Origin of the sequence: Streptomyces caelestis (assembly GCF_014205255.1) — a bacterium.
Classification (GTDB): Bacteria; Actinomycetota; Actinomycetes; order Streptomycetales; family Streptomycetaceae; genus Streptomyces; species Streptomyces caelestis.
This window is the reverse complement of record NZ_JACHNE010000001.1, coordinates 2,463,133-2,482,472: the sequence shown is the minus strand read 5'-3', so window position 1 is coordinate 2,482,472 and position 19,340 is coordinate 2,463,133. Positions and strand designations below refer to the sequence as shown.

The window sequence follows — 19,340 nt, the reverse complement described above, 5'->3', positions numbered from 1 at the left end:
TGACCACGGGGCGTCACGCCCCCGGCTGCTCCCCGGGCTTCACGAGCGCCTGGGCGTAGTACGCCGCCGAGCGCTGGTAACGGGCCATATGAGGCGCCAGCGCGCCCAGGGCGAGGGACAGCGCCTCCCGGTCCCTGCCGAGGCTCGACAGACACAGGGCGAGGAAGAACCGCACGGGATCGTCCAGCTCGTCGGACGGGGCGTCCAGTTCGGCTTCGAGCAGCTTGACGCCCTCCGCCGCCTGCCCGATGTTCCGCAGGGAACTGGCCAGCTGGATCTTCGCCTGGCGGGCCTTGTAGGGGCTGACGTCGGCGAGGCCGAGCTCAAGCGCCTCCCGGTACAGCGGGACCGCCTTGTCCGAGTGGCCCGTGGAGTCCCAGGCGCAGGCCTGCTCGAACGGCCCGTGCGGGCTGCCCTCCGGCAGCTCGGCGACGAGGGCGTCGACGTCGGCACGGAAGCGGGCCTCGTCCTCCTCGGTTTCGGCGTGGTCGTCGAACCGGTCCCACAAGGCGGCCACGCGATCTTCCCAGTCCTGGTTCACCGGGACACAGTCGCACGGACGTGCCCGCGGTGACACCCGACTTTGAGCGCTGCGCCCGCCGCAGCCGTATCGAAGGCGAGAGCCTCTTGCCAGGGCTCCGTGCGGCATGCGTCCGGACCGTGCCGTGACAAGGACCGGAGGAACAGATGAGGGTGACCCGACCGATGCTCGCGCTGAGCGGCGCGGTGGCGATACTGGCGCTGACCGGCTGCGGATCCGGCGGCAAGGGCGAGGCCGCAGCGCCGGAGACGGTGACCGGCAGCCTGGAGCACATCGCGGCCGAGGCCAAGTGCAAGCCGAACATGCAGACCGACGCCGACACCATCCGCCAGGCCCTGTGCAAGAAGGGCAAGGAGAAGTACGTCCTCGCGACCTTCGCCACCGACCGCGGACAGCGCGAGTGGCTGAACGAGGCGAAGGACTACGGCGGCTACTACCTGGTCGGCCGCAAGTGGGTCGCCGTCGGGGAGGAGAAGACGGTCATGGCGCTCCGGGGCAGCCTCGGCGGAACCATGGAGGAAGGCTCCGAGCACATGAACCCCGGTGGCAGCCACAACAGTGGCGGTCACAAGAGTGGCAGCCACCACGGCTGACCGCGCGGCCCGGGCAAGCGGAAGCCGGCGGTGGGACCTCCCACCGCCGGCTTTCACTTACGTGCGGACTACTGGCAGTCCTCGCCGTTGTTGATGCACTGGACCATCTGGTTCATCACGTTCTCGTCGAAGAAGTTGATGAAGTCGTTGTGGTCGGTGATCGGCTTGTGCAGCTGCTCCGGGAAGCCGTCGAGCGCGTACGCGTTCTGCACCTGCCCGTTCTCGATCTGCGGGGCCGGGATGTCGTAGACCAGCTTGGCCTGCAGCTGGGGGATCGCCTGGAACCCCTGGGGGCAGCTGCCGTCCGCCTGGACGAAGGCCACGTGGTCACGGTGGTTGGCGCTGTCGATGTTCTGACCGTCCCAGCAGCTCTGGAAGTTGGACGTCCGCACCACGGAGCTGCCCTCGGGGCAGATCGGGTACTTGTCCGTCACCTGCCGGTCCTCGAAGCCGGTGCAGCTCCATGAGGTGTTGGCGTTCTTGAGGCCGTTGGTGAAGGCCTTGGCGTCACCGGTGATGATGCGCAGGGCCGTCGGCATCGCGACAACGTCGCTCTTCTTGTTGCCGACGAACTTCAGCTCGACCTGGGCGACTTGCTGGATCGTGCCGACGTTGCCGTCCTGACCGCCACCGGGGGCGTTCGCGTCGACTTCGTTCTGTCCGTCCTGGACACGGAGGACCGGCCAGTAGTACGTCGACTTGTCGCCCTGGTTCTGGCAGCTGGTGTCGGCCTGGAGGAACTGCTCGTCGCTGGTGAACGCGTCGTTGTCCTGGTTGCCGACGTAGTCGTGCTGGTGCTGCGCGCCGTTGGAGACGCCGGGCGCCACGATCACGTTGTCCGAGTTGCGGTTCTCGTTCTCGTTGGTGCCGCAGGTCGTGGTGAACGAGCCCGTGGAACCGCCGTCGCCGTTCGCCGCGAGACCGTTCGGCAGGTTGCGGGAGTTGGGCTGGACGTCCTCGATGTTGATGAAGTCGCCCGCCGCGGGGCCGTTGTCGGCCTGACCGCCGTTGCCGCCCTGACCCTGGTCCTGGCCGTTGTCGCCGCCCTGGTCCTGACCGCCGTTGTCCTGGCCCTGGCCCTGACCGTCGTTGTTCTGACCGCCCCCGGGGTTGCCGTCGTTGGTGTTCGCGTCGGCGGCCATGCCCTTGCACTCGGCCAGCTGCTCCAGGTTGCCCGGGGCCTGGCCGCCCACCCGACGGATGTTGATGCCGATCCGGTCGATCGCCGCGACTCGCTTGGACTTCAGCGGGCCGAGGATGGCGTTGTTGACGAAGCCCGGGTCACCGGCCTGGGCCTGACGCGTGGAGGCGAGCCGGGTGTAGGCCTCGCTGATCTGCTTGTCGAGGTTCGCCAGCTCCTTGTCCACCCCCTGACGAGCGCCGTCCGGCACGTCGGTCAGCTTCTGTCCGACGTCCGGGCACTGGATCGTGGCGATCTGCGCACCCGCGGCCTTCGTCTGGTTCGCCGAGTTCTCCTCGTGCGCCGAGGCGTAGAAGTTTGCCCAGATCAGCCCGCCCCCACCGAGCGCTAGGGCCGCCGATGCGGCTACGGCCTTGGTGGCCAGCGGCGTCCGGCGTTTTCTTGTGTTGCGTCCCATGGAACTCCTCTGACTTCCTTTTTCGGGGGCATCGAGGCGCCCGACAGGAGTGAAGCGGCTCCCTTCCATACGGAGGCCGTCCCACGGGTGTTCAGATGTCTCGGAAATCGATGCGAGATTCGTGAGGGAGCTGTGTTCTCAACAGCCCCTTACGCACCGGGAGTTGCCGATCCTCCACGATGGGTGAAAAAGCCGGTCCGGTTTCACCTGCCGTGGTCGAGATACGCGAGAACCGCCAGCACACGCCGGTTGTCGTCGTCCGAGACCTCAAGTCCCAGTTTGGCGAAGATGTTCGCGGTGTGCTTGGCGATCGCCCGTTCCGTCACGACGAGTTTCCCGGCGATCGCCGCGTTGGACCGGCCCTGCGCCATCAGCTCCAGCACCTCCCGCTCCCGGGGCGTCAGCCGGGCCAGCGGCCGGCCGTCGCCCGCCTGCCGCGCCAGCAACTGCTGGATGACCTGCGGGTCCATCGCCGTACCACCGGCGGCGACCCGCCGTACCGCGTCCACGAACTGCTCGGCGTCGAACACCCGGTCCTTCAGCAGGTATCCGACGCCGCCGCTGCCGTCGGCGAGCAGCTCACGCGCGTACAACTGCTCGACGTGCTGGGAGAGCACCAGCACCGGCAGCCCGGGCCGTCTCCTGCGGGCCTGAAGCGCGCACTGCAGCCCCTCGTCGGTGTGGGTGGGCGGCAGGCGTACGTCGACCACGGCGACGTCCGGTTCCAGCTCGGCCAGCGCGGCGGCCAGTTCGGGACCGGACTCGACGGCGGCCGCGATCTCGAAGTCGTGTGCCTGGAGCAGCCGGACGAGTCCGTCGCGCAGCAGGAAGAGGTCTTCGGCTAGGACAACGCGCAAGGGATCTCCATGGTGACCATGGTGGGACCGCCCGCGGGGCTGCTGACGGCCAGGACGCCGTCGAATGTACCCAGTCGCCGCTCTACCCCGGCCAGCCCGGAACCGGCCTCGATCACCGCACCTCCCTTGCCGTTGTCGGAGACGGTGGCCCGCAGATGGCCGTCGGTGTGGTGCAGGTCGACCCAGATCCGGTCGGCGCCGGAGTGCTTCACGGCGTTGGTGAGCACCTCGCTCACGGCGAAGTACGCGGCCGACTCCACGGGCGCCTCCGCCCGCCCGGGCAGGTCCACGTTCACCTCGGTGACCACCGGCAGCCGCAGCGCCAGCGCCCGTACGGCGTCGCCCAGTCCGCGCTCGGCCAGGACCGGCGGGTGGATGCCGCGCACCAGCTCGCGCAGTTCGGACAGCGCCTCGACCGAGGACTTGCGGGCCTGCCCGATCAGCTCCCTGGCCTTGGCCGGGTCCTTGTCGAGAAGCGCCTCGATGGTGCCGAGGTCCATGCCGACGGCCACCAGCCGGGCCTGGGCCCCGTCGTGCAGGTCCCGTTCGATGCGCCGCAGTTCGGCGGCGGAGGTGTCGACCGCGTCCCGCCGCGTCTCGGTCAGGACCCGTACCCGCTCGGCCAGTTCGCCCTGGTTCGAGCCGAGGACGGCGCGGGTGAGCCGGAAGTGGGCGTCCAGCAGGCGCGCGGTGTAGAAGTGGGCGAGGAAGAGGAGGACGAGGGCGAGGGCGCCGGCGCCGAGCGCGGATGTCTGATCCCTGACCGGCACGAACCCGTACCAGTACGTCCCGGCGGCGGAGTCCGCGAAGGGCTGCCACAGCCCGGCCGCGATCGCGAACCCCTGCAGCGGATAGTAGAGCAGCACGGCCGGCAGCAGTGCGGTGACGAATCCCGCCGTCATGTCTACGGGCAGCCACCTCAGATCCCGCCAGGTCGCCGGGTCGCCGAGCATCCCGAAGGTGCGGGTCCACGGATTGGCGCCCCTCGGCAGCGGCCGGTACGCCGACGGGATCCGTACCCCGCCCCACTCGGCCGCGAGGGCCCGCCGCCAGTCCGCGAACGCCCGTACCCCCGTCAGCACCCATGGTGTCGTGACCAGGCCGACGCCGATCGGGATGAGCGCGATGGACACCAGGGAGAGGACGAAGCAGAGGACGGCCCCCGGCAGCGTCACCAGGGCCAGCGCCAGCCCCCGCAGCGCGGCGACTCCCATGCCCCGCGCCCTCGAACCTCTGCCGTTCTTCGTGTCGTTGGTCATGTCGTCAGTCTCGCGGAGGCGTGCGGCGGCGGTCACGGGGCCGGGCCCCCGGATCAGGGGGTGGTGCCAGGTACACCCTCGGTGCCCGCGAGTACCTTCGCCTCCACCTCCGGGTCGAGGCCCGGGCACGGCCGGTCCGGGCGCTGGGGCGCCACCCCGCCGACGTCCTGGAGCCACCGCCAGGTGCCGGCCACGGTCTCCTCCGCGGGCCGGCAGTTCAGCCCCGCCCCGAGCGCCCGGGAGACGTCCGCGCCGTGCAGGGCGTCGTGCAGGTCGCTGCCCGGGGGCACCCACACCGGCAGCTCGGTCCAGGGCGCGATGCCGGCCTCCAGGATCACCTCGGGCTCGGCCCACCGCAGTTCGGCGGCGCCGCCGGTGACCCGGACACACGCGTCCAGCAACTCGCCCATCGTGGTGTGCCCCCGCGGGCTCATCAGGTTGTACGGCCCGCTCAGCTCCCGCTCGGCCGCGAGCAGGATCCACTCGGCGAGGTCACGGATGTCCACGTACTGGAGGGGCAGTTCGCGCGGGCCCGGAGCCAGCACCGGTCCACCGCGCGCCATCCGGCCCAGCCACCAGGGCAGCCGGCCGATGTTCTCGTACGGGCCGAGGAGCAGCCCGGCCCGTACGAGCACCGACCGGTCCTCGCCGAAGGCGTCCAGGACGGCCAGTTCGCCGCCCCGCTTGTCGCGCGGGTAGTCGGTCTGGTCCGCGTCCGCGGACGCGCCCTCCACCAGGGGCGCGTTCTCGCCGTAACCCGCGGGCGGGGCCCACGCGTACACCGAGCAGCTCGACACGTACACGTACCGGCGGGCGCGGTCCCGCAGCAGCCGCGCCGCGTCCCGCACCGCGCGGGGCGCCGCCGACCAGGTGTCGACGACGACGTCCCACTCGCCCTGGTCCTCGGCGAGGGCGGCCAGACCGCCGGGCGCGGTGCGGTCGCCGAGCAGCGACCGCACGCCCGGCGGCGCCTCGTGCCGCCCCCGGTGGAAGACGGTCACCTCCCAGCCCCGCCCCAGGGCCGCCTCCACGACGGCCCGGCCCGCGAACTCCGTACCACCCAGCATCAGAAGTCTCATGCCGCCGACTCTGCCCGCCGGGGCGGCGGTACGGAACGGGGATCTGCCGTCAGCAGACGGGCGGGCGCGGCGGCTCAGTGCCCCGCCGGCGACACCGGGGGAACGTACTTGTAGCCGATCCGGCGCACCGTGCGGATCGTGTCGCGGTGCTCGGCCCCCAGCCTGCGGCGCAGGCGGGCGATGTGGACGTCGACCGTACGGCCGTCGCCCACGTGCCCGTAGCCCCACACCGTGCCGACCAGCTGGTCGCGGGTGTGCACCCGGCCCGGGTGCGCCACCAGGTGGGCCAGCAGCTCGAACTCCAGATACGTGAGGTCGAGCGGCCGCCCGGCCACCTCGGCGGTGCGCTGCACGGTGTCGACGCGGATCAGCGGCTCGGGGCCGGACCCGCCTCCGACCGGTCCGGCGCCGCCGCAGCGAACGGCGGCTGCTGGTCGGCCGGGACCAGCACCAGGTAGCCGATCATCGGCGGCTGCCCCGGCAGCGTGGGCAGCGTGTGCCGGGGCGCGGGGAGCCAGGTGGCACCGGGCGGCAGCAGGGCCGCGACGGTCTTCCCCAAGCTCTCAACTCCCCTCGAGCAGGGGAGGCTCCGATCCTCGTCCCGGTCGACGGCACGCAGCCGGTGCCGGGGCCCGGTGGCAACACACCCGGTCGAAGTCGTGGTCCTGACGGGACGGCCAGAAGGGCTCGAGGTCATGGCGACCCGTCGCGGTGTGCTTCTGGTAACCGGCCATGGGGCCGTTGAAGCAGACCGGGTCCCGGTGCCGGGACCCTCCTCTCACAGCTTGGACGCGCGAGGGGCGCCCACCGCGAACGGTGGGCGCCCCTCCGGAGCCTTACGGTGTCGGTCAGACCTGGCCGGCCTTCTCCAGCGCCGAGCAGCAGGTGTCGACGAGCAGGCGGGTCACCACGTACGGGTCGACGTTGGCGTTCGGACGGCGGTCCTCGATGTAGCCCTTGCCGTCCTTCTCGACCTGCCACGGGATACGGACGGAGGCACCGCGGTTGGAGACGCCGTAGGAGTACTCGTTCCACGGGGCGGTCTCGTGCAGACCGGTCAGGCGGTCGTCGATGCCGGCGCCGTAGTTCTTGACGTGGTCGAGCGGCTTGGAGCCCTCGCCCAGCGACTCGGCGGCGGTGATGATCGCGTCGTAGCTCTCGCGCATCGCCTTGGTGGAGAAGTTGGTGTGCGCGCCGGCGCCGTTCCAGTCGCCCTTCACCGGCTTCGGGTCCAGCGTCGCGGCGATGTCGAAGTCCTCGGCGGTGCGGTAGAGCAGCCAGCGGGCCACCCACAGCTGGTCGGAGACCTCCAGCGGGGCGAGCGGGCCGACCTGGAACTCCCACTGGCCGGGCATGACCTCGGCGTTGATGCCGGAGATGCCCAGGCCCGCCTTCAGGCAGTTGTCCAGGTGCGCCTCGACGACGTCACGGCCGAAGATCTCGTCGGCGCCGACACCGCAGTAGTAGCCGCCCTGCGGGGCCGGGAAGCCGCCCTTGGGGAAGCCGAGCGGGTAGCCGTCCTTGAAGAAGGTGTACTCCTGCTCGATGCCGAAGATCGGCTCCTGCGCCGCGAACTTCTCCTCGACCTCGGCCAGCGCGGCACGCGTGTTGGTGGCGTGCGGGGTGAGGTCGATGTTCAGGACCTCGCACAGGACCAGTACGTCGTCGCCGCCGCGGATCGGGTCCGGGCAGGTGAAGACCGGCTTGAGGACGCAGTCCGAGGCGTGGCCCTCGGCCTGGTTGGTGGAGGACCCGTCGAAGCCCCAGATCGGCAGCGCGTCGAGACCGGCGGGGGAGCCCGCGATGATCTTGGTCTTGGAACGCAGCTTGGCCGTCGGCTCGGTGCCGTCGATCCAGATGTACTCAGCCTTGAAGGTCACGGGCCACATCCTTCGGGGGTGTGTCTGGGCGCGTATCGCGGGTGCTTGCGGCGCTGCGGCACTGGGGCGCCGCGTCAATGCCCGGCAGCCTGTCAACAGGCGATTTCCCGGCCATTGCTCGAATGTGAACCCCGTGTTACCTGGTGTCGTTGTGCCGTACCTCACGGTGTGAGGGTGTTTGGCCCCCCGGGGGGGAGGGGCCGGTCACCGGCTTCCCTCCGTCAAGCCGGTGACCGGCGCCGCGTGCCGCACAGCGCGCCGGTCCTGCTGCTCCTGGCCGGGAGCGGCAGGACCGTTGACACGTACGAGGAGCCGGCCGAGGGGTGCCGGGGCGATGCCTCAGTGACTCACTCGTCCTCGTCCGTCAGGCGTCACCCCACCTTCTCGATCACGGCCCGGCGGATCAGGAACTTGCCGGGCTCACGGACCTGTTCGAACGCCGCGTTGTTGAGCAGCACACAGCTGCCGGAGACCGAAGTGACCTCCACCGTCGTGGACTTGTCGTTGTCCAGGTTGGTGACCTTCAGCTTCGTGCCGGCCGGGAACTGGTTGCTGGACGCGGCAGGCGCACCGCCCTCGCCGGAGAGCGTGACGGTGGAGCCGTTGCACACCTGCTGCCCGGAGGCCGCGGCGCCACCGCCGGGGTTGTCCGCGGGGGCGGACTGCGCGGGCTGCGAGGGCTGGGCGCCACCGGCCTGCTGACCGCCCTGAGCGGGCTGCGACGGCTGCGCGGCCTGGGAGTCCTGAGCCGACTCCCCCACCACGCACCCCGACGCCTCCTGCTTCCGCCGGATCTCCGCGACGACCGCCTCGCGGTTGGCGATCCGCGCCTCGGACTGCGCGTCCGGCTCGGCCCGCTGGTCCGCGATGAACTTCTGGTTGTTGCCCAGGGCGGTGGCGAGGCCCTGGCAGACCGTCGACTCCGCCGCCGACTTGGGGGTCTGCGCGGCGTTCGACGTGCTCGCCATGACGAAGGCCCCGCCTCCCGCCACGGTCGCCGCGCTCACCAGCAGCGCGATCTTCTTCTTCGTACCGAGAGTTCTCCTACGCGACATGCGCGCCTCCTGAAAGAGGTAGGGGAGCGTACGCCGCTATGTACGAGATACCGAACGAGGTTACTCAGCGGTTACGGGAGTCACTGAAGTAACGTCCGTCACACAAAGGAGATGTCTAACGGGAGAGGGCGTCCCGTACGGCCTCGTCGGTGCGCGCGACCACCGCCGTACCGTCGTCCGCGGTGATGATCGGCCGCTGCATCAGCTTGGGATGCTCCGCCAGGGCCTTGATCCACCGCTCCCGCGAACTCGCGTCCCGGGCCCACTCCTTCACGCCGAGCTCCTTGGCGGCGGCCTCCTGGGTGCGGGTGATGTCCCAGGGCTCCAGCCCGAGCCGGCCCAGCACGTCCCGGATCTCGTCCTCGCTGGGCACGTCCTCCAGGTAGCGGCGGACGGTGTAGTCGGCGCCCTCGGCGTCGAGCAACTGCACGGCACTGCGGCACTTGGAACAGGCCGGGTTGATCCAGATCTCCATGGCCCCACGGTACGCCCCCGTGCCGCCGGGAAGGGTGACTCGAAACCCGTTCTCCACTTGTGTCACCGCACCCCCGAAAGCCCTTGTGGCCAGGGCCTTTTGTCAGTGGTGGGCAGTAGAATAGAAGCAGTGTTCGAGGGTGGCGCCGGGATCGCCGAGGACCCCGGTGAGCCGCCCTGACCGCGACAGGAGGATGCCTGTGCCCGCTGCCGCACTCAAGCCGAAGCCGCTGCCCACCCAGTCCACCGCGAAGCGCCCCGTCCTGCTCGACCTGCCGTACGTGCCCGTGGAGAAGCGTCCGCTGCCGCCGGGCCGGCCGCGCGAGTGGTATGTCACGCACAACCGCCGCCTCAAGGCGATGCGCCTCGCCATAGCCCTGCTCGACTCCGGCGTCTACATGCCGAACCAGGCCCGCAACGAGACGATCCGCGACACAGCGGAACTGATCGGCGTCCACCCGCCGTCGGACACGACGTGCCACATGGTGAGGGCGCTCATGCGGTACGCGCGCTGACCTGACCCGACCCGAGCGCCGGGTGCCCTGTTCCGCGGGGTGCCCGGCGCTTCGTCATGCCGCCCGGCCCGGTGCCGCGAACACCGGCGGGTTCAGGCGTGCGAAGCCCTCCTGCCGCTCGTAGGGGAAGTAGGGGTACGGCGCCGGGCGGTGGCTCGCCGCGTCGAGCCTCGCCACCTGCTCGGCGGAGAGGTTCCAGCCGACGGCGCCGAGGTTCTGGCGCAACTGCCGCTCGTCGCGGGCGCCGATGAGCACGGAGGACACCGTCGGCCGCTGGAGCAGCCAGTTGAGGGCGATCTGCGGCACCGCCTTGCCCGTCTCCTCGGCGATCTCGTCCAGCGCGTCGATCACGCCGTGGAGGTGCTCGTCGGTGACGGGCGGGCCGTAGTCGGCGGTGCGGTGCAGCCGGCTGCCGGGCGGGGGCGGTGTGCCGCGGCGGATCTTGCCGGTGAGGCGGCCCCAGCCGAGAGGGCTCCAGACGATGGCGCCGAGGCCTTGGTCGAGGGCGAGCGGCATCAGCTCCCACTCGTAGTCGCGGCCGATGAGGGAGTAGTACACCTGGTGGGCCACATGGCGCGGGTGGCCGTGCCGCTCCGCTGCCGCGAGGGATTTCATCACCTGCCAGCCGGAGAAGTTGGAGACGCCGGTGTAACGCACCTTGCCCGCCCGCACCAGCGAGTCGAGTGTCTCCAGCACCTCCTCCACCGGTGTCCCGGCGTCGAAGGCGTGGAGCTGGAAGAGATCGAGGTGGTCCGTGCCCAGCCTGCGCAGGGCGTCCTCGCAGGCACGGATCAGCCGGGAGCGGGAGGAGCCCGCGTCGCCCGGTCCGTCACCCATCGGCAGACTCGTCTTGGTGGAGACGATCACCTCGTCCCGGCGGCCCTTGAGCGCCTCGCCGAGTACCTCCTCGGACGCGCCGGCGGAGTAGACGTCCGCGGTGTCGAACATCGTGATCCCCGCGTCCAGGCAGATGTCCACCAGGCGGCGCGCCTCCCGCGCGTCGGTGCTGCCCCACGCGCCGAACAGCGGGCCCCGGCCGCCGAAGGTTCCGGCTCCGAAGCTCAGCGCCGGAACCATGAGCCCCGACGCGCCCAGTCGCCTGTATTCCATCTCGGTCCCCTTCCGGGAGCGACCCCACTGTTAACGGGGCTGTTGTTTCGTTAATGGCTACTAAAGTAACAGGGGGAAGGGCTTAATGGAACAGGAGTGCCGTTATGGCTGATGGGGGCGAGCCGGGGACCGTGCGGCCCGGGGGGCGCACGGCGCGGGTCCGGGAGGCGGTGCTGCGGGCGGCCGAGGACGCCCTGACCGAGCAGGGGTTCACCGGCCTGGACCTGGCCGACATCGCTCGCCGTGCCGGTGTGGGCAAGACGACCGTCTACCGCCGTTGGGGAACGGTGACCGGGCTGGTCGCGGATCTCCTGGCGGACATGGCCGAGCAGTCGGCGCCGCGCACCGAGACCGGTTCGCTGCTCGGCGACCTGACGGCGAACGCCAGGCTCGTGCAGCGGACTTTGACGGACCCTCGGCAGGGGCCGCTGTTCAAGGCGCTGATCGCCGCCGCCACCGGCGACACGAAGACGGCCGCGGCGTTGCACCGCTTCTACGACATCCGCGTCAGGGAGTGGGCCCCCTGTGTCCGGCAGGCCGTCGACCGGGGCGAGGTACCCGAGGGCACCGACACGCACGAGGTGGTCCGTGCCGTGTCCGCCCCGCTCTACTATCACCTGCTGATCAGTGGCGGCCGTCTCGACGAGTCGATGGCCGACCAGGCTGCGCAGGCGGCGGCGACCGCGGCGCGGGCGGGGGTCTACGTACGGTCCTGACGCCGCTGAGACCCGACGCCCTTCCTGGCTACGCCGCCAACTCCTTCTCCAGCGGCGTCCGGAAGCGTGGCGTGATCCTGGTCGCCCCCACCCACCCGCTCAGCCGCTCCGCTTCCTTCTCGATCGCCGCGAGCGCCTCCCGGCCCACGCCCTCCTCGTCGAGGATCCGCCAGACGATCTCCCCGTCGGGCCGCTGGGCCCACCCGCCGATCACCTGTTTCTTGCGAGGATGCCCCGGCGTTCACGCCGGGGAGGAATCGCATCCGGGTGTTGCGGCGCGGAGCGTCGCCCTATCCCGTTCCGGGCGCGGAGCGCCCGGAACGCTGACCGATGCTTCCATGATGATGCGAACGCGTGTGCCTTTTGTCGCTGGTGGGGGTGGTTGCTGCGGCATCGGGGGACGTGTGTGCGGTGATCGTACGTATGGTCCTTTGCAGGATTCGGGACGCCTTGTCGTTGTGGGAGGGGGCGGGATGACGCACGTGGGGGCGGCCGTGGAGGCGGCGGGGCATGCTCGCTACACCTTCCGGCTGCGTGTGTCCTCTACCGCCCGCGTGGCGCTGATGGCGGAGTGGGACCGGTGCCGGTGGCTGTGGAACGAGTGTGTCGCCAAGTCCAAGGCCGCGCACCTGCACAACCAGGCGACGGGGGAGAAGCTGACGTGTGGGCCGGCGCAGCTCGACCGGCTGCTGACCGAGGCCCGGCGGACGATTCCGTGGCTGCGAGAGGGCTCCTCGGTTGTCCAGCAGCAGGTCGTCCGCGACTTCGGCCGCTCCCGCGCCAAGGCCCAGAAAGACATCAAAGAGCGCCTGCCCATGGCGCGCCGGGCGGGGATGCCCACGCACAAGAAGAAGCGCGAGGCACTGCCGACCCTGAACTACACCCAGCGTGGATTCCGCCTGAAGGACGGCCGTCTGCATCTGGCGGGCGGGGTCGTGGTGAGGGTGGTGTGGTCGCGGGAGCTGCCGGCTGAGCCGTCCTCGGTGCGTGTGTACCAGGACAGCCTGGGGCACTGGTACGGCTCCTTCGTCGTACCCGCCGAGGTGCAGCCGCTGCCGCCCACCGGTCGGGTGCTGGGTGTCGACTGGGGCGTGAACGAAACCGCGACCACCACCTCCGACACACACGACCTGCCACACCCCAGGCACGGCAGGAAGGCCCGAAAAGAACTGACCCGGTACGACCGGATGATGGCCCGTCGCAGGCCGAAGCAGGGCCAGCCCGCCTCGAAGGGCTACCGCGAGGCGAAGAAGCTGCGGGCCAAGGCGTACAAGAAGGTCGCCCGGCAGCGCCAGGACACGGGCCGTAAGTGGGCCAAGAAGGTGGTCCGCGACCACGACGCCGTCGCGGTGGAGGACTTCCGCCCGAGGTTCCTCGCCAAGAGCACGATGGCCAGCAAGGCCGCGGACGCCGCCATCGGCGCCACCAAGACCGCTCTGCTCGAGATGGGCCGCAAGCACGGGCGGGACGTCCGCCTGGTCCACCCCGCGCACACCACGATGGACTGCGCCAACTGCATGACGAGAGCCAAGCATGCACTGCCGCTGGGTGAGCGCACCTACACCTGCACCGCGTGCGGGGCCGCGTCCCCACGGGACAAGAACTCCGCACGCGTGATGCTTCTCCGGGCTGGTCTCAACCCGGCTGGTGCTGATGGCGCAAGACCTCCTGGAGCGGTGCTCCAGGAGGCAGCCTGAGCCAGGAATCCCCTGGAGGGGAGGAGTCAAGCGTCCGTTCCACCACACCGTCGGCCCGACGTTCCCGCTGCGGTCGAACAGCAGGGGCCGCAGCTCCGGCGCGAGATACCAGTCGCGCTGCTGCCACCCCATCGCCGTCGGGTCGAGGGCGGGCAGCAGCGCGGCCCAGGGCTCGCCGGGCGGGGCCACCTCGTCGAGGTCGCCGTCGGTCACGTAGCCCGTGCCCTCGTCCAGCGACACCGGCTGCGCCCCGATCGCGGACAGCGCCCTGCGGACCTCCGTCACCCGCCATCCCGTCCACCACTTCAGATCGGCCTCGGTCGCCGGACCGCACGCGGCGAGCCACCGTCTCAGCAGCTCCGCCTGCGCCTGCGCCGGGTCCGGTTCGGGGTGCTCGGGTGCCATGGCCCAGCGGAACTGGCTGGACGTCCAGGAGCCGAGCGGCCGACCGCGTACGACCTTCCCCTCGACGCCCAGTACCTTCAGCAGCCGGGTCGAGACCGTGTGCAGCCCCTCGTAGCTCTTGCCGGCCGCGTACACGAACTGCTCGCGCAGCCGCGGCTCGTCCTGGGCGAGTTCGGCGGCCGTGGCCTGCCCGCGCCGGGCGAGTGCCGCCAGCGCCGACTCCTCGACCTCGTTCAGCCAGGCCACGTCCGGCGCCCCGGCCGCCGCCATGTCCTTGAGCAGCGCGGCCCGCTCCCGGGCGGCGACCGCCAGGCCGGTCGAGGCGTGCACGACGGCGGTCAGGACCGTCGGGAACACGAACACCGTGTGCCGCATGCCGTGCATCCGCACCAGGGAACGGTCCTCGTACAGCGCGCGCCCGGTCTCCGCCACCGTCGCCGCGGGGTCCGCGAGCCGCGCGCCCACGGCCAGGTACACCGTCGCCGGGTCCGTGCCGTGCAGGGCGACGAGCGAACCGGCGACCTCCTCGGGGGTGCCCGCCCGCGCCTGCCCGGCCAGCCGCTGCCGCAGCGCGAGCCGTGCACGCCGCTCCGCCACCCCGATGTACCGCCGCGCCCCGTTGCTCATACCGGCCTCCGTTCGTCACGTCCCTCCGACCCGACCGCATCATCGCGAACGCCACTGACAATCGGCCGTCACCCGCACCGGCCACCACCTGCTCGAAGCGGCGGCGCAGGCTCAGCTCGCGCAGCAGGCCGGTGCTCTCCCCGTGCCCGGAGAAGTCGAAGGCGAGGGCGTGGCAGCCGTGCGCGGCGAACTCCGACAGCAACGGCACCAGCCGCTCCTTGCTGCCGTTGCCCGCGCCGTGCAGCAGTACGGCGGTCGCCCTGGCCGGCTCACCCGGGGCAGTACCGCCGGACAGCCCGCTGAGTCGTTCACCGTCGACACGATGGGTGAAGGTGATCAGCTCGCTCACGGGGCCATTCCCTCACGCGGCCGGGCCTCGTGAGGGGCGATCACACAGTGGCGATCACAGACCGGGCGCTCCCCACAGGGGGAACCAGCGGCCCAGGTCCTGTTCGATCGGCAGGTCGCCGGCGAGCACCGCCCGCACCTGGAGCTCCAGCGCGTTGTCACGCCGCTGGGGTTCTCCCGGCAGGGGCGCGAACGGGTAGAAGGTGCCGCGCTTGTAGAGGTAGACCAGCCCGAGCCGCCGACCCGACCGGTCCCGGAACCCGGCCAGAGAGCACAGCAGTTGAGGGCCGAACCCGTTGACCTCCATCTGGCTGTTCACGGCGTGCAGGTCCGTGACGAGCGGTGCCAGCTGGTCGGGGGCGCGGTGCGAGACCAGCCAGGAGTAGCCGTACTCGTCCTGCCGCAGTTCCACCGGCGGGCCGTCGCGGTCGCTGTCCGCGTCCAGCAGCGCCTGCACCTCGCGGTGGGTCTGCTCGAAGGCCGCGCCCTCGACCGTGGCGAAGCACACCGCGCCCTGCCCGGTCGGGGTGAAGCCCGCAGCGGCCTCCAGCGTCACGGCTGCCGACGGCAGCGCGAAGAGCCGGTCGAGATCCGGCGCGACCGGCTTCGTCCGGCCGAGCAGTATGTCCAGCAGCCCCATGCCCCGCTCACACCCCTCCCGGTGCCGCCTCGCCCAGCTCGGCGGAGATCCGGCCCAGCTGGTCGAGCCGCTGCTCCAGGCTCGGGTGGGTCGAGAACAGCCGCGCGACACCGGGCTCGCGGCCCAGCGCGGGCGTGAAGTAGAAGGCGTTGAATGCCTGGGCCGTGCGCAGGTCCTTCGTCGGGATCCGGGCGATGTCCCCCGACACCTTGGTCAGGGCGGAGGCCAGCGCCGAGGGCCGGCCGGTGAGCTGCGCGGCCGCGCGGTCCGCGGCCAGCTCCCGGTACCGGGACAGGGACCGGATCAGCAGGAAACTCACCGCGTACACGGCCGCCGACACGCCCATCACCGCGGCGAAGACCACCGCCGTGTTCTGGTCCCTGCGGCCCCCGCCGAACAGCTGCGAGTAGAAGGCGAACCGCACGATCAGCCCCGCGAGCACACCGAGGAACGAGGCGACCGTGATCACCGCGACGTCCTTGTGCGCCACATGCGACAGCTCGTGCGCGAGCACGCCCTCCAGCTCGGCCGGCTCCAGCCGCCTGAGCAGCCCGGTCGTCACACAGACCACGGCGTGGTCGGGATTCCGCCCCGTCGCGAACGCGTTCGGCATGTCCATAGCGGACACGGCCACCACCGGCTTGGGCATGTCCGCGATGGCACAGAGCCGGTCCACGACCCCGTGCAGCTCGGGAAACTCCTCCCGCTCCACGACCCGCCCCCGCATCGCGAACAGCGCGACCCGGTCCGAGAACCAGTACTGCGCCCCGAGCACCGCCGCCGCGACCACCACGACGAGCACCCACGACTTCAGCAGCACGATCAACGCGGCGACGAACGCCACGTACACCAACCCGAGCAGGAACAGCGTGATCCCCATACGGGTGGTCAACCGCCGGTCACTCCGGAAACGGCTGTGCATCTGCATCACCCCGCAGTCAGGCACTCGTCCCACTGCCAGTGTGCACCTGCCCTCGCCCATGAACGGGTCGCGATCACCCCCGGACCGGGCAAAGGCGTCAGCCGCCCCTGACCACCGCGTATCCGGGCACGGACGGCCACCGAACCGTCAGCACCACAGACTCCTCCTCGGCGAACCAGGAGTGATCGACCCCGCGCCCCCACACGACGTAGTCCCCCTGCCGCTTCAGCAGGACAACGCGACCGGGGAGTTCCACCCGGAAGCGCCCGCTGACGAGAACCAGCAGCGCGGTCCGTTCCTCACCCCGCACCCACTGCGACCGTTCGTCACCGGCCGGGTGGACACCCCACTTGATCTCGACGGCCTCACTGTGCCGCGGATCGCCGACGTCCTTGAAGTGCCCGAGGAGCCACCCCCGGTCCAGCGCAGCGTCCTCGCCCGCGTTGCCCACGTACACACCGTCGTCCACGGGGCCGGACGCTAACAGCTGCCGCCCTGATCGGCCCCGCACGCTCTAGTACGGCGCCCGGAAGTTGATGTACCCCAGCAGCAGGATCACCGCGGCCACGGAGCCGAGCACCACGGCCGTCGATATCCACGACGAGCGGGACCGGCGGCCGGACGACCTGTGGTCGGGCTCGGGCCGGAAGGGCACGGGCCCCGGCGGATTGTGCTTCCAGCGCGCGGCGAGCATACGGGCCCGCGCCGAGGGCTCCTTGTGCTCGGCGCTGTCCGCCCATCTGAGGTCGAACTCGCGCTCCTGGCCGTCCTGTTCGTGCTGGGGCATTCCCTCTCCACCCCCGTGTGGGTCCTCCCAGCAGAATAGAACATACGACCGCGCCCCCGTTGTCCGTACGGACAACGGGGGCGCGGTCGTAGTGCCTCGATCAGGCGTCGATCACACGTCGAAGTACAGCTCGAACTCGTGCGGGTGCGGACGCAGCTGCAGCGGCGCGATCTCGTTCGTGCGCTTGTAGTCGATCCACGTCTCGATCAGGTCCGGCGTGAACACGTCGCCCTGGAGGAGGAACTCGTGGTCGGCCTCGAGGGAGTCGAGGACGGCCGGGAGCGAGGTCGGGACCTGCGGGACGCCCGCGTGCTCCTCGGGGGCGAGCTCGTAGAGGTCCTTGTCGATCGGCTCGGCCGGCTCGATCTTGTTCTTGATGCCGTCCAGGCCCGCGAGCAGCAGCGCCGAGAACGCCAGGTACGGGTTGCCGGAGGAGTCGGGCGCGCGGAACTCGACGCGCTTGGCCTTCGGGTTCGAGCCCGTGATCGGGATACGCATGGCCGCGGAGCGGTTGCGCTGCGAGTAGACCAGGTTCACCGGGGCCTCGAAGCCGGGGACCAGGCGGTGGTACGAGTTCACCGTCGGGTTGGTGAAGGCCAGCAGCGACGGAGCGTGCTTGAGGATGCCGCCGATGTAGTAGCGGGCGGTGTCCGACAGGCCCGCGTAACCGGCCTCGTCGTAGAACAGCGGGGAGCCGCCCGTCCACAGGGACTGGTGGACGTGCATGCCCGAGCCGTTGTCACCGAAGATCGGCTTCGGCATGAAGGTCGCCGTCTTGCCGTTCTTCCACGCCACGTTCTTCACGATGTACTTGAAGAGCTGGAGGTCGTCGGCCGCGGCGAGCAGCGTGTTGAACTTGTAGTTGATCTCGGCCTGGCCGGCGGTGCCCACCTCGTGGTGCTGGCGCTCGACCTGAAGGCCGGCCCGGTTCAGCTCCAGGGAGATCTCGGCGCGCAGGTCGGCGAAGTGGTCGACCGGCGGGACCGGGAAGTAGCCGCCCTTGTAACGGACCTTGTAACCACGGTTGTCCTCGAGCGCACCGGTGTTCCAGGCGCCGGCCTCGGAGTCGATGTGGTAGAAGGACTCGTTCGCGGTGGTCGCGAAGCGGACGGAGTCGAAGACGTAGAACTCGGCCTCGGGACCGAAGTACGCCGTGTCGGCGATACCGGTGGAGGCGAGGTAGGCCTCGGCCTTCTTCGCCACGTTGCGCGGGTCACGGGAGTACTGCTCGCCCGTGATCGGGTCGTGGATGAAGAAGTTGATGTTCAGCGTCTTGTCACGGCGGAACGGGTCGACACGGGCGGTCGACAGGTCCGCGCGCAGCGCCATGTCGGACTCGTGAATGGCCTGGAAGCCGCGGATGGACGAGCCGTCGAAGGCCAGCTCCTCGTCCGCGTCGAACGCCTCAGCAGGCACCGTGAAGTGCTGCATCACGCCCGGGAGGTCGCAGAAGCGGACGTCGATGAACTTGACGTCCTCGTCCGCGATGAACTTCTTGGCCTCGTCGGCGTTCTGGAACATCCAGCTCCTCCTACTCCCGACCGTCCCGCCGGGGTGGTAGTTCGTTCGTGCGGCCAGTGCGGGTGGCACACGCTGACCTCGACCCTAGGGACGGGTGGTTTCTCGGGCGTGACTCATTTGTTTCGCACAAGTTAACCGGCTCACCTTCCACCGTAGTCCCGACGCACCCCGCCGTGCCCTGGTCATTTACGGGCGCAGTACCGTGGACGGGTGGACAACAGGCAAGCACTCGGATCGTGGCTTTCCGGGCCCCGTGCGGCAGCGGAAGAGGCCGGTGTCGACTTCGGATACCGGGGCGAGCAGCTCGGTCTGCCCGAGGAGGGACCCGGCTCGATCGCCCGCCCGGGGCGGCGGCTCGGCGCCCTCGCCGTGGACTGGGGCCTGAGCCTCCTGATCGCATACGGTCTCATCACCCAGAGCTACAACGAAGCGGCCCAGATCTGGGCGCCGCTCATCATGTTCGCCCTGATGGTGCTCACGCTCGGTACGGTCGGCTTCACGCCGGGCAAGCGGCTCCTCGGCCTGCGGGTGCTCGCCCTGGACACCGGCAGCGTCAGCCCGTGGCGCGCGGCGCTGCGCACGGTCCTGCTCTTCCTCGCGATCCCCGCCCTGATCTGGGACCGCGACGGCCGGGGCCTGCACGACCGGCTGGCGGGCACGGTCGAGGTCCGCATCTGACAGGACGAACGAACGTGAACGAAGGGGCGCCCGGAGTG

Annotated in this window: 19 protein-coding genes and 3 pseudogenes; 5 read left to right on the top strand and 17 right to left on the bottom strand. The window is 70.6% G+C overall.

All coding sequences use genetic code 11. The features are described from left to right. Window positions 1–13: 13 nt before the first annotated feature. Window positions 14–541, bottom strand: a complete 528-nt coding sequence (locus tag HDA41_RS11220; protein ID WP_230299388.1) for a tetratricopeptide repeat protein — start codon at window positions 539–541, stop codon at window positions 14–16. A gap of 146 nt (window positions 542–687) precedes the next feature. On the opposite strand from HDA41_RS11220, the gene HDA41_RS11215 reads away from it, so the two are divergent. Then, entirely contained in the window at window positions 688–1,134 is a 447-nt protein-coding gene (locus HDA41_RS11215) for a hypothetical protein (protein WP_184983048.1), read from the top strand. Window positions 1,135–1,202: 68 nt separating this feature from the next. On the opposite strand, the gene HDA41_RS11210 is transcribed toward HDA41_RS11215, so the two are convergent. The 8 genes and pseudogenes from HDA41_RS11210 to HDA41_RS11175 form a co-directional block, all read right to left on the bottom strand. After that, the gene (locus HDA41_RS11210; RefSeq protein ID WP_184983047.1) at window positions 1,203–2,732 is read right to left on the bottom strand and encodes a DUF1996 domain-containing protein; all 1,530 of its coding nucleotides are present in this window, start codon (window positions 2,730–2,732) and stop codon (window positions 1,203–1,205) included. A gap of 203 nt (window positions 2,733–2,935) precedes the next feature. Next, complete coding sequence (locus tag HDA41_RS11205) at window positions 2,936–3,589, bottom strand: LuxR C-terminal-related transcriptional regulator (RefSeq protein ID WP_184983046.1); 654 nt, start codon at window positions 3,587–3,589, stop codon at window positions 2,936–2,938. Then, window positions 3,574–4,848, bottom strand: a complete 1,275-nt coding sequence (locus tag HDA41_RS11200) for a sensor histidine kinase (protein ID WP_184983045.1) — start codon at window positions 4,846–4,848, stop codon at window positions 3,574–3,576. Before HDA41_RS11200 ends, HDA41_RS11205 begins: the two co-directional genes overlap by 16 nt. 53 nt (window positions 4,849–4,901) lie before the next feature. After that, window positions 4,902–5,927: an NAD-dependent epimerase/dehydratase family protein gene (locus HDA41_RS11195; protein ID WP_184983044.1), complete on the bottom strand. Its 1,026-nt coding sequence runs from the start codon at window positions 5,925–5,927 to the stop codon at window positions 4,902–4,904. 74 nt (window positions 5,928–6,001) lie between these two features. Further along, window positions 6,002–6,624: pseudogene (locus HDA41_RS11190) on the bottom strand (winged helix-turn-helix domain-containing protein). Between the two features lie 151 nt (window positions 6,625–6,775). After that, window positions 6,776–7,807, bottom strand: coding sequence for a glutamine synthetase (gene glnII, locus HDA41_RS11185; protein WP_086600344.1), 1,032 nt, complete (start codon window positions 7,805–7,807; stop codon window positions 6,776–6,778). 371 nt (window positions 7,808–8,178) lie between these two features. Continuing rightward, window positions 8,179–8,862, bottom strand: coding sequence for an SCO2207 family protein (locus HDA41_RS11180; protein ID WP_184983042.1), 684 nt, complete (start codon window positions 8,860–8,862; stop codon window positions 8,179–8,181). 115 nt (window positions 8,863–8,977) lie between these two features. Further along, window positions 8,978–9,337: an arsenate reductase family protein gene (locus HDA41_RS11175; RefSeq protein ID WP_184983041.1), complete on the bottom strand. Its 360-nt coding sequence runs from the start codon at window positions 9,335–9,337 to the stop codon at window positions 8,978–8,980. A 199-nt stretch (window positions 9,338–9,536) separates the two neighbouring features. Between HDA41_RS11175 and HDA41_RS11170 the strand changes: the two genes are divergently transcribed. Next, the gene (locus tag HDA41_RS11170) at window positions 9,537–9,851 is read left to right on the top strand and encodes a hypothetical protein (RefSeq protein ID WP_150480455.1); all 315 of its coding nucleotides are present in this window, start codon (window positions 9,537–9,539) and stop codon (window positions 9,849–9,851) included. A 54-nt stretch (window positions 9,852–9,905) separates the two neighbouring features. On the opposite strand, the gene HDA41_RS11165 is transcribed toward HDA41_RS11170, so the two are convergent. Further along, complete coding sequence (locus HDA41_RS11165; protein ID WP_184983038.1) at window positions 9,906–10,961, bottom strand: aldo/keto reductase; 1,056 nt, start codon at window positions 10,959–10,961, stop codon at window positions 9,906–9,908. 104 nt (window positions 10,962–11,065) lie between these two features. Here HDA41_RS11165 and HDA41_RS11160 point away from each other — a divergent pair, with 104 nt between their 5' ends. Further along, the gene (locus tag HDA41_RS11160) at window positions 11,066–11,677 is read left to right on the top strand and encodes a TetR/AcrR family transcriptional regulator (protein WP_184983036.1); all 612 of its coding nucleotides are present in this window, start codon (window positions 11,066–11,068) and stop codon (window positions 11,675–11,677) included. Window positions 11,678–11,705: 28 nt separating this feature from the next. Here HDA41_RS11160 and HDA41_RS11155 read toward each other — a convergent pair. Further along, window positions 11,706–11,894, bottom strand: a pseudogene (locus HDA41_RS11155) (winged helix DNA-binding domain-containing protein); the annotation flags it as partial. Window positions 11,895–12,150: 256 nt separating this feature from the next. Between HDA41_RS11155 and HDA41_RS11150 the strand changes: the two are divergent. After that, window positions 12,151–13,374: an RNA-guided endonuclease InsQ/TnpB family protein gene (locus tag HDA41_RS11150; RefSeq protein ID WP_184983034.1), complete on the top strand. Its 1,224-nt coding sequence runs from the start codon at window positions 12,151–12,153 to the stop codon at window positions 13,372–13,374. 27 nt (window positions 13,375–13,401) lie between these two features. Here the strand turns inward: HDA41_RS11150 and HDA41_RS11145 are convergent. From HDA41_RS11145 to glnA, 6 genes and pseudogenes are all read right to left on the bottom strand, one after another. Then, a pseudogene (locus tag HDA41_RS11145) lies at window positions 13,402–14,406 on the bottom strand (winged helix DNA-binding domain-containing protein); the annotation flags it as partial. A gap of 403 nt (window positions 14,407–14,809) precedes the next feature. Next, window positions 14,810–15,394, bottom strand: coding sequence for a PspA-associated protein PspAB (pspAB, locus tag HDA41_RS11140; RefSeq protein WP_184983032.1), 585 nt, complete (start codon window positions 15,392–15,394; stop codon window positions 14,810–14,812). 7 nt (window positions 15,395–15,401) lie between these two features. Next, entirely contained in the window at window positions 15,402–16,316 is a 915-nt protein-coding gene (gene htpX / locus HDA41_RS11135; RefSeq protein WP_184983030.1) for a zinc metalloprotease HtpX, read from the bottom strand. 97 nt (window positions 16,317–16,413) lie between these two features. After that, window positions 16,414–16,785, bottom strand: a complete 372-nt coding sequence (locus HDA41_RS11130; protein WP_184983028.1) for a cupin domain-containing protein — start codon at window positions 16,783–16,785, stop codon at window positions 16,414–16,416. A gap of 45 nt (window positions 16,786–16,830) precedes the next feature. Then, a complete protein-coding gene (locus tag HDA41_RS11125) occupies window positions 16,831–17,103 on the bottom strand; it encodes an SCO2583/SCO2584 N-terminal domain-containing protein (RefSeq protein ID WP_184983026.1) in 273 nt (90 codons plus the stop codon). Window positions 17,104–17,214: 111 nt separating this feature from the next. After that, complete coding sequence (gene glnA, locus HDA41_RS11120; protein ID WP_086854677.1) at window positions 17,215–18,624, bottom strand: type I glutamate--ammonia ligase; 1,410 nt, start codon at window positions 18,622–18,624, stop codon at window positions 17,215–17,217. Window positions 18,625–18,834: 210 nt separating this feature from the next. Between glnA and HDA41_RS11115 the strand changes: the two genes are divergently transcribed. Beyond that, window positions 18,835–19,302 carry an RDD family protein gene (locus tag HDA41_RS11115; protein ID WP_184983024.1) on the top strand — a complete coding sequence of 156 codons (468 nt, stop codon included), beginning with the start codon at window positions 18,835–18,837 and terminating at the stop codon, window positions 19,300–19,302. Window positions 19,303–19,340 lie beyond the last annotated feature (38 nt).

Bases quoted from the DNA above. Each gene is read 5' to 3' on its own strand.
- htpX (WP_184983030.1), bottom strand. From the start codon at position 16,316: ATGCACAGCCGTTTCCGGAGTGACCGGCGGTTGACCACCCGTATGGGG.
- HDA41_RS11215 (WP_184983048.1), top strand. From the start codon at position 688: ATGAGGGTGACCCGACCGATGCTCGCGCTGAGCGGCGCGGTGGCGATA.
- HDA41_RS11195 (WP_184983044.1), bottom strand. From the start codon at position 5,927: ATGAGACTTCTGATGCTGGGTGGTACGGAGTTCGCGGGCCGGGCCGTC.
- HDA41_RS11125 (WP_184983026.1), bottom strand. From the start codon at position 17,103: ATGCCCCAGCACGAACAGGACGGCCAGGAGCGCGAGTTCGACCTCAGA.
- HDA41_RS11210 (WP_184983047.1), bottom strand. From the start codon at position 2,732: ATGGGACGCAACACAAGAAAACGCCGGACGCCGCTGGCCACCAAGGCC.
- HDA41_RS11160 (WP_184983036.1), top strand. From the start codon at position 11,066: ATGGCTGATGGGGGCGAGCCGGGGACCGTGCGGCCCGGGGGGCGCACG.
- pspAB (WP_184983032.1), bottom strand. From the start codon at position 15,394: ATGGGGCTGCTGGACATACTGCTCGGCCGGACGAAGCCGGTCGCGCCG.
- HDA41_RS11200 (WP_184983045.1), bottom strand. From the start codon at position 4,848: ATGACCAACGACACGAAGAACGGCAGAGGTTCGAGGGCGCGGGGCATG.
- HDA41_RS11180 (WP_184983042.1), bottom strand. From the start codon at position 8,862: ATGTCGCGTAGGAGAACTCTCGGTACGAAGAAGAAGATCGCGCTGCTG.
- glnA (WP_086854677.1), bottom strand. From the start codon at position 18,624: ATGTTCCAGAACGCCGACGAGGCCAAGAAGTTCATCGCGGACGAGGAC.
- HDA41_RS11165 (WP_184983038.1), bottom strand. From the start codon at position 10,961: ATGGAATACAGGCGACTGGGCGCGTCGGGGCTCATGGTTCCGGCGCTG.
- HDA41_RS11150 (WP_184983034.1), top strand. From the start codon at position 12,151: ATGACGCACGTGGGGGCGGCCGTGGAGGCGGCGGGGCATGCTCGCTAC.
- HDA41_RS11175 (WP_184983041.1), bottom strand. From the start codon at position 9,337: ATGGAGATCTGGATCAACCCGGCCTGTTCCAAGTGCCGCAGTGCCGTG.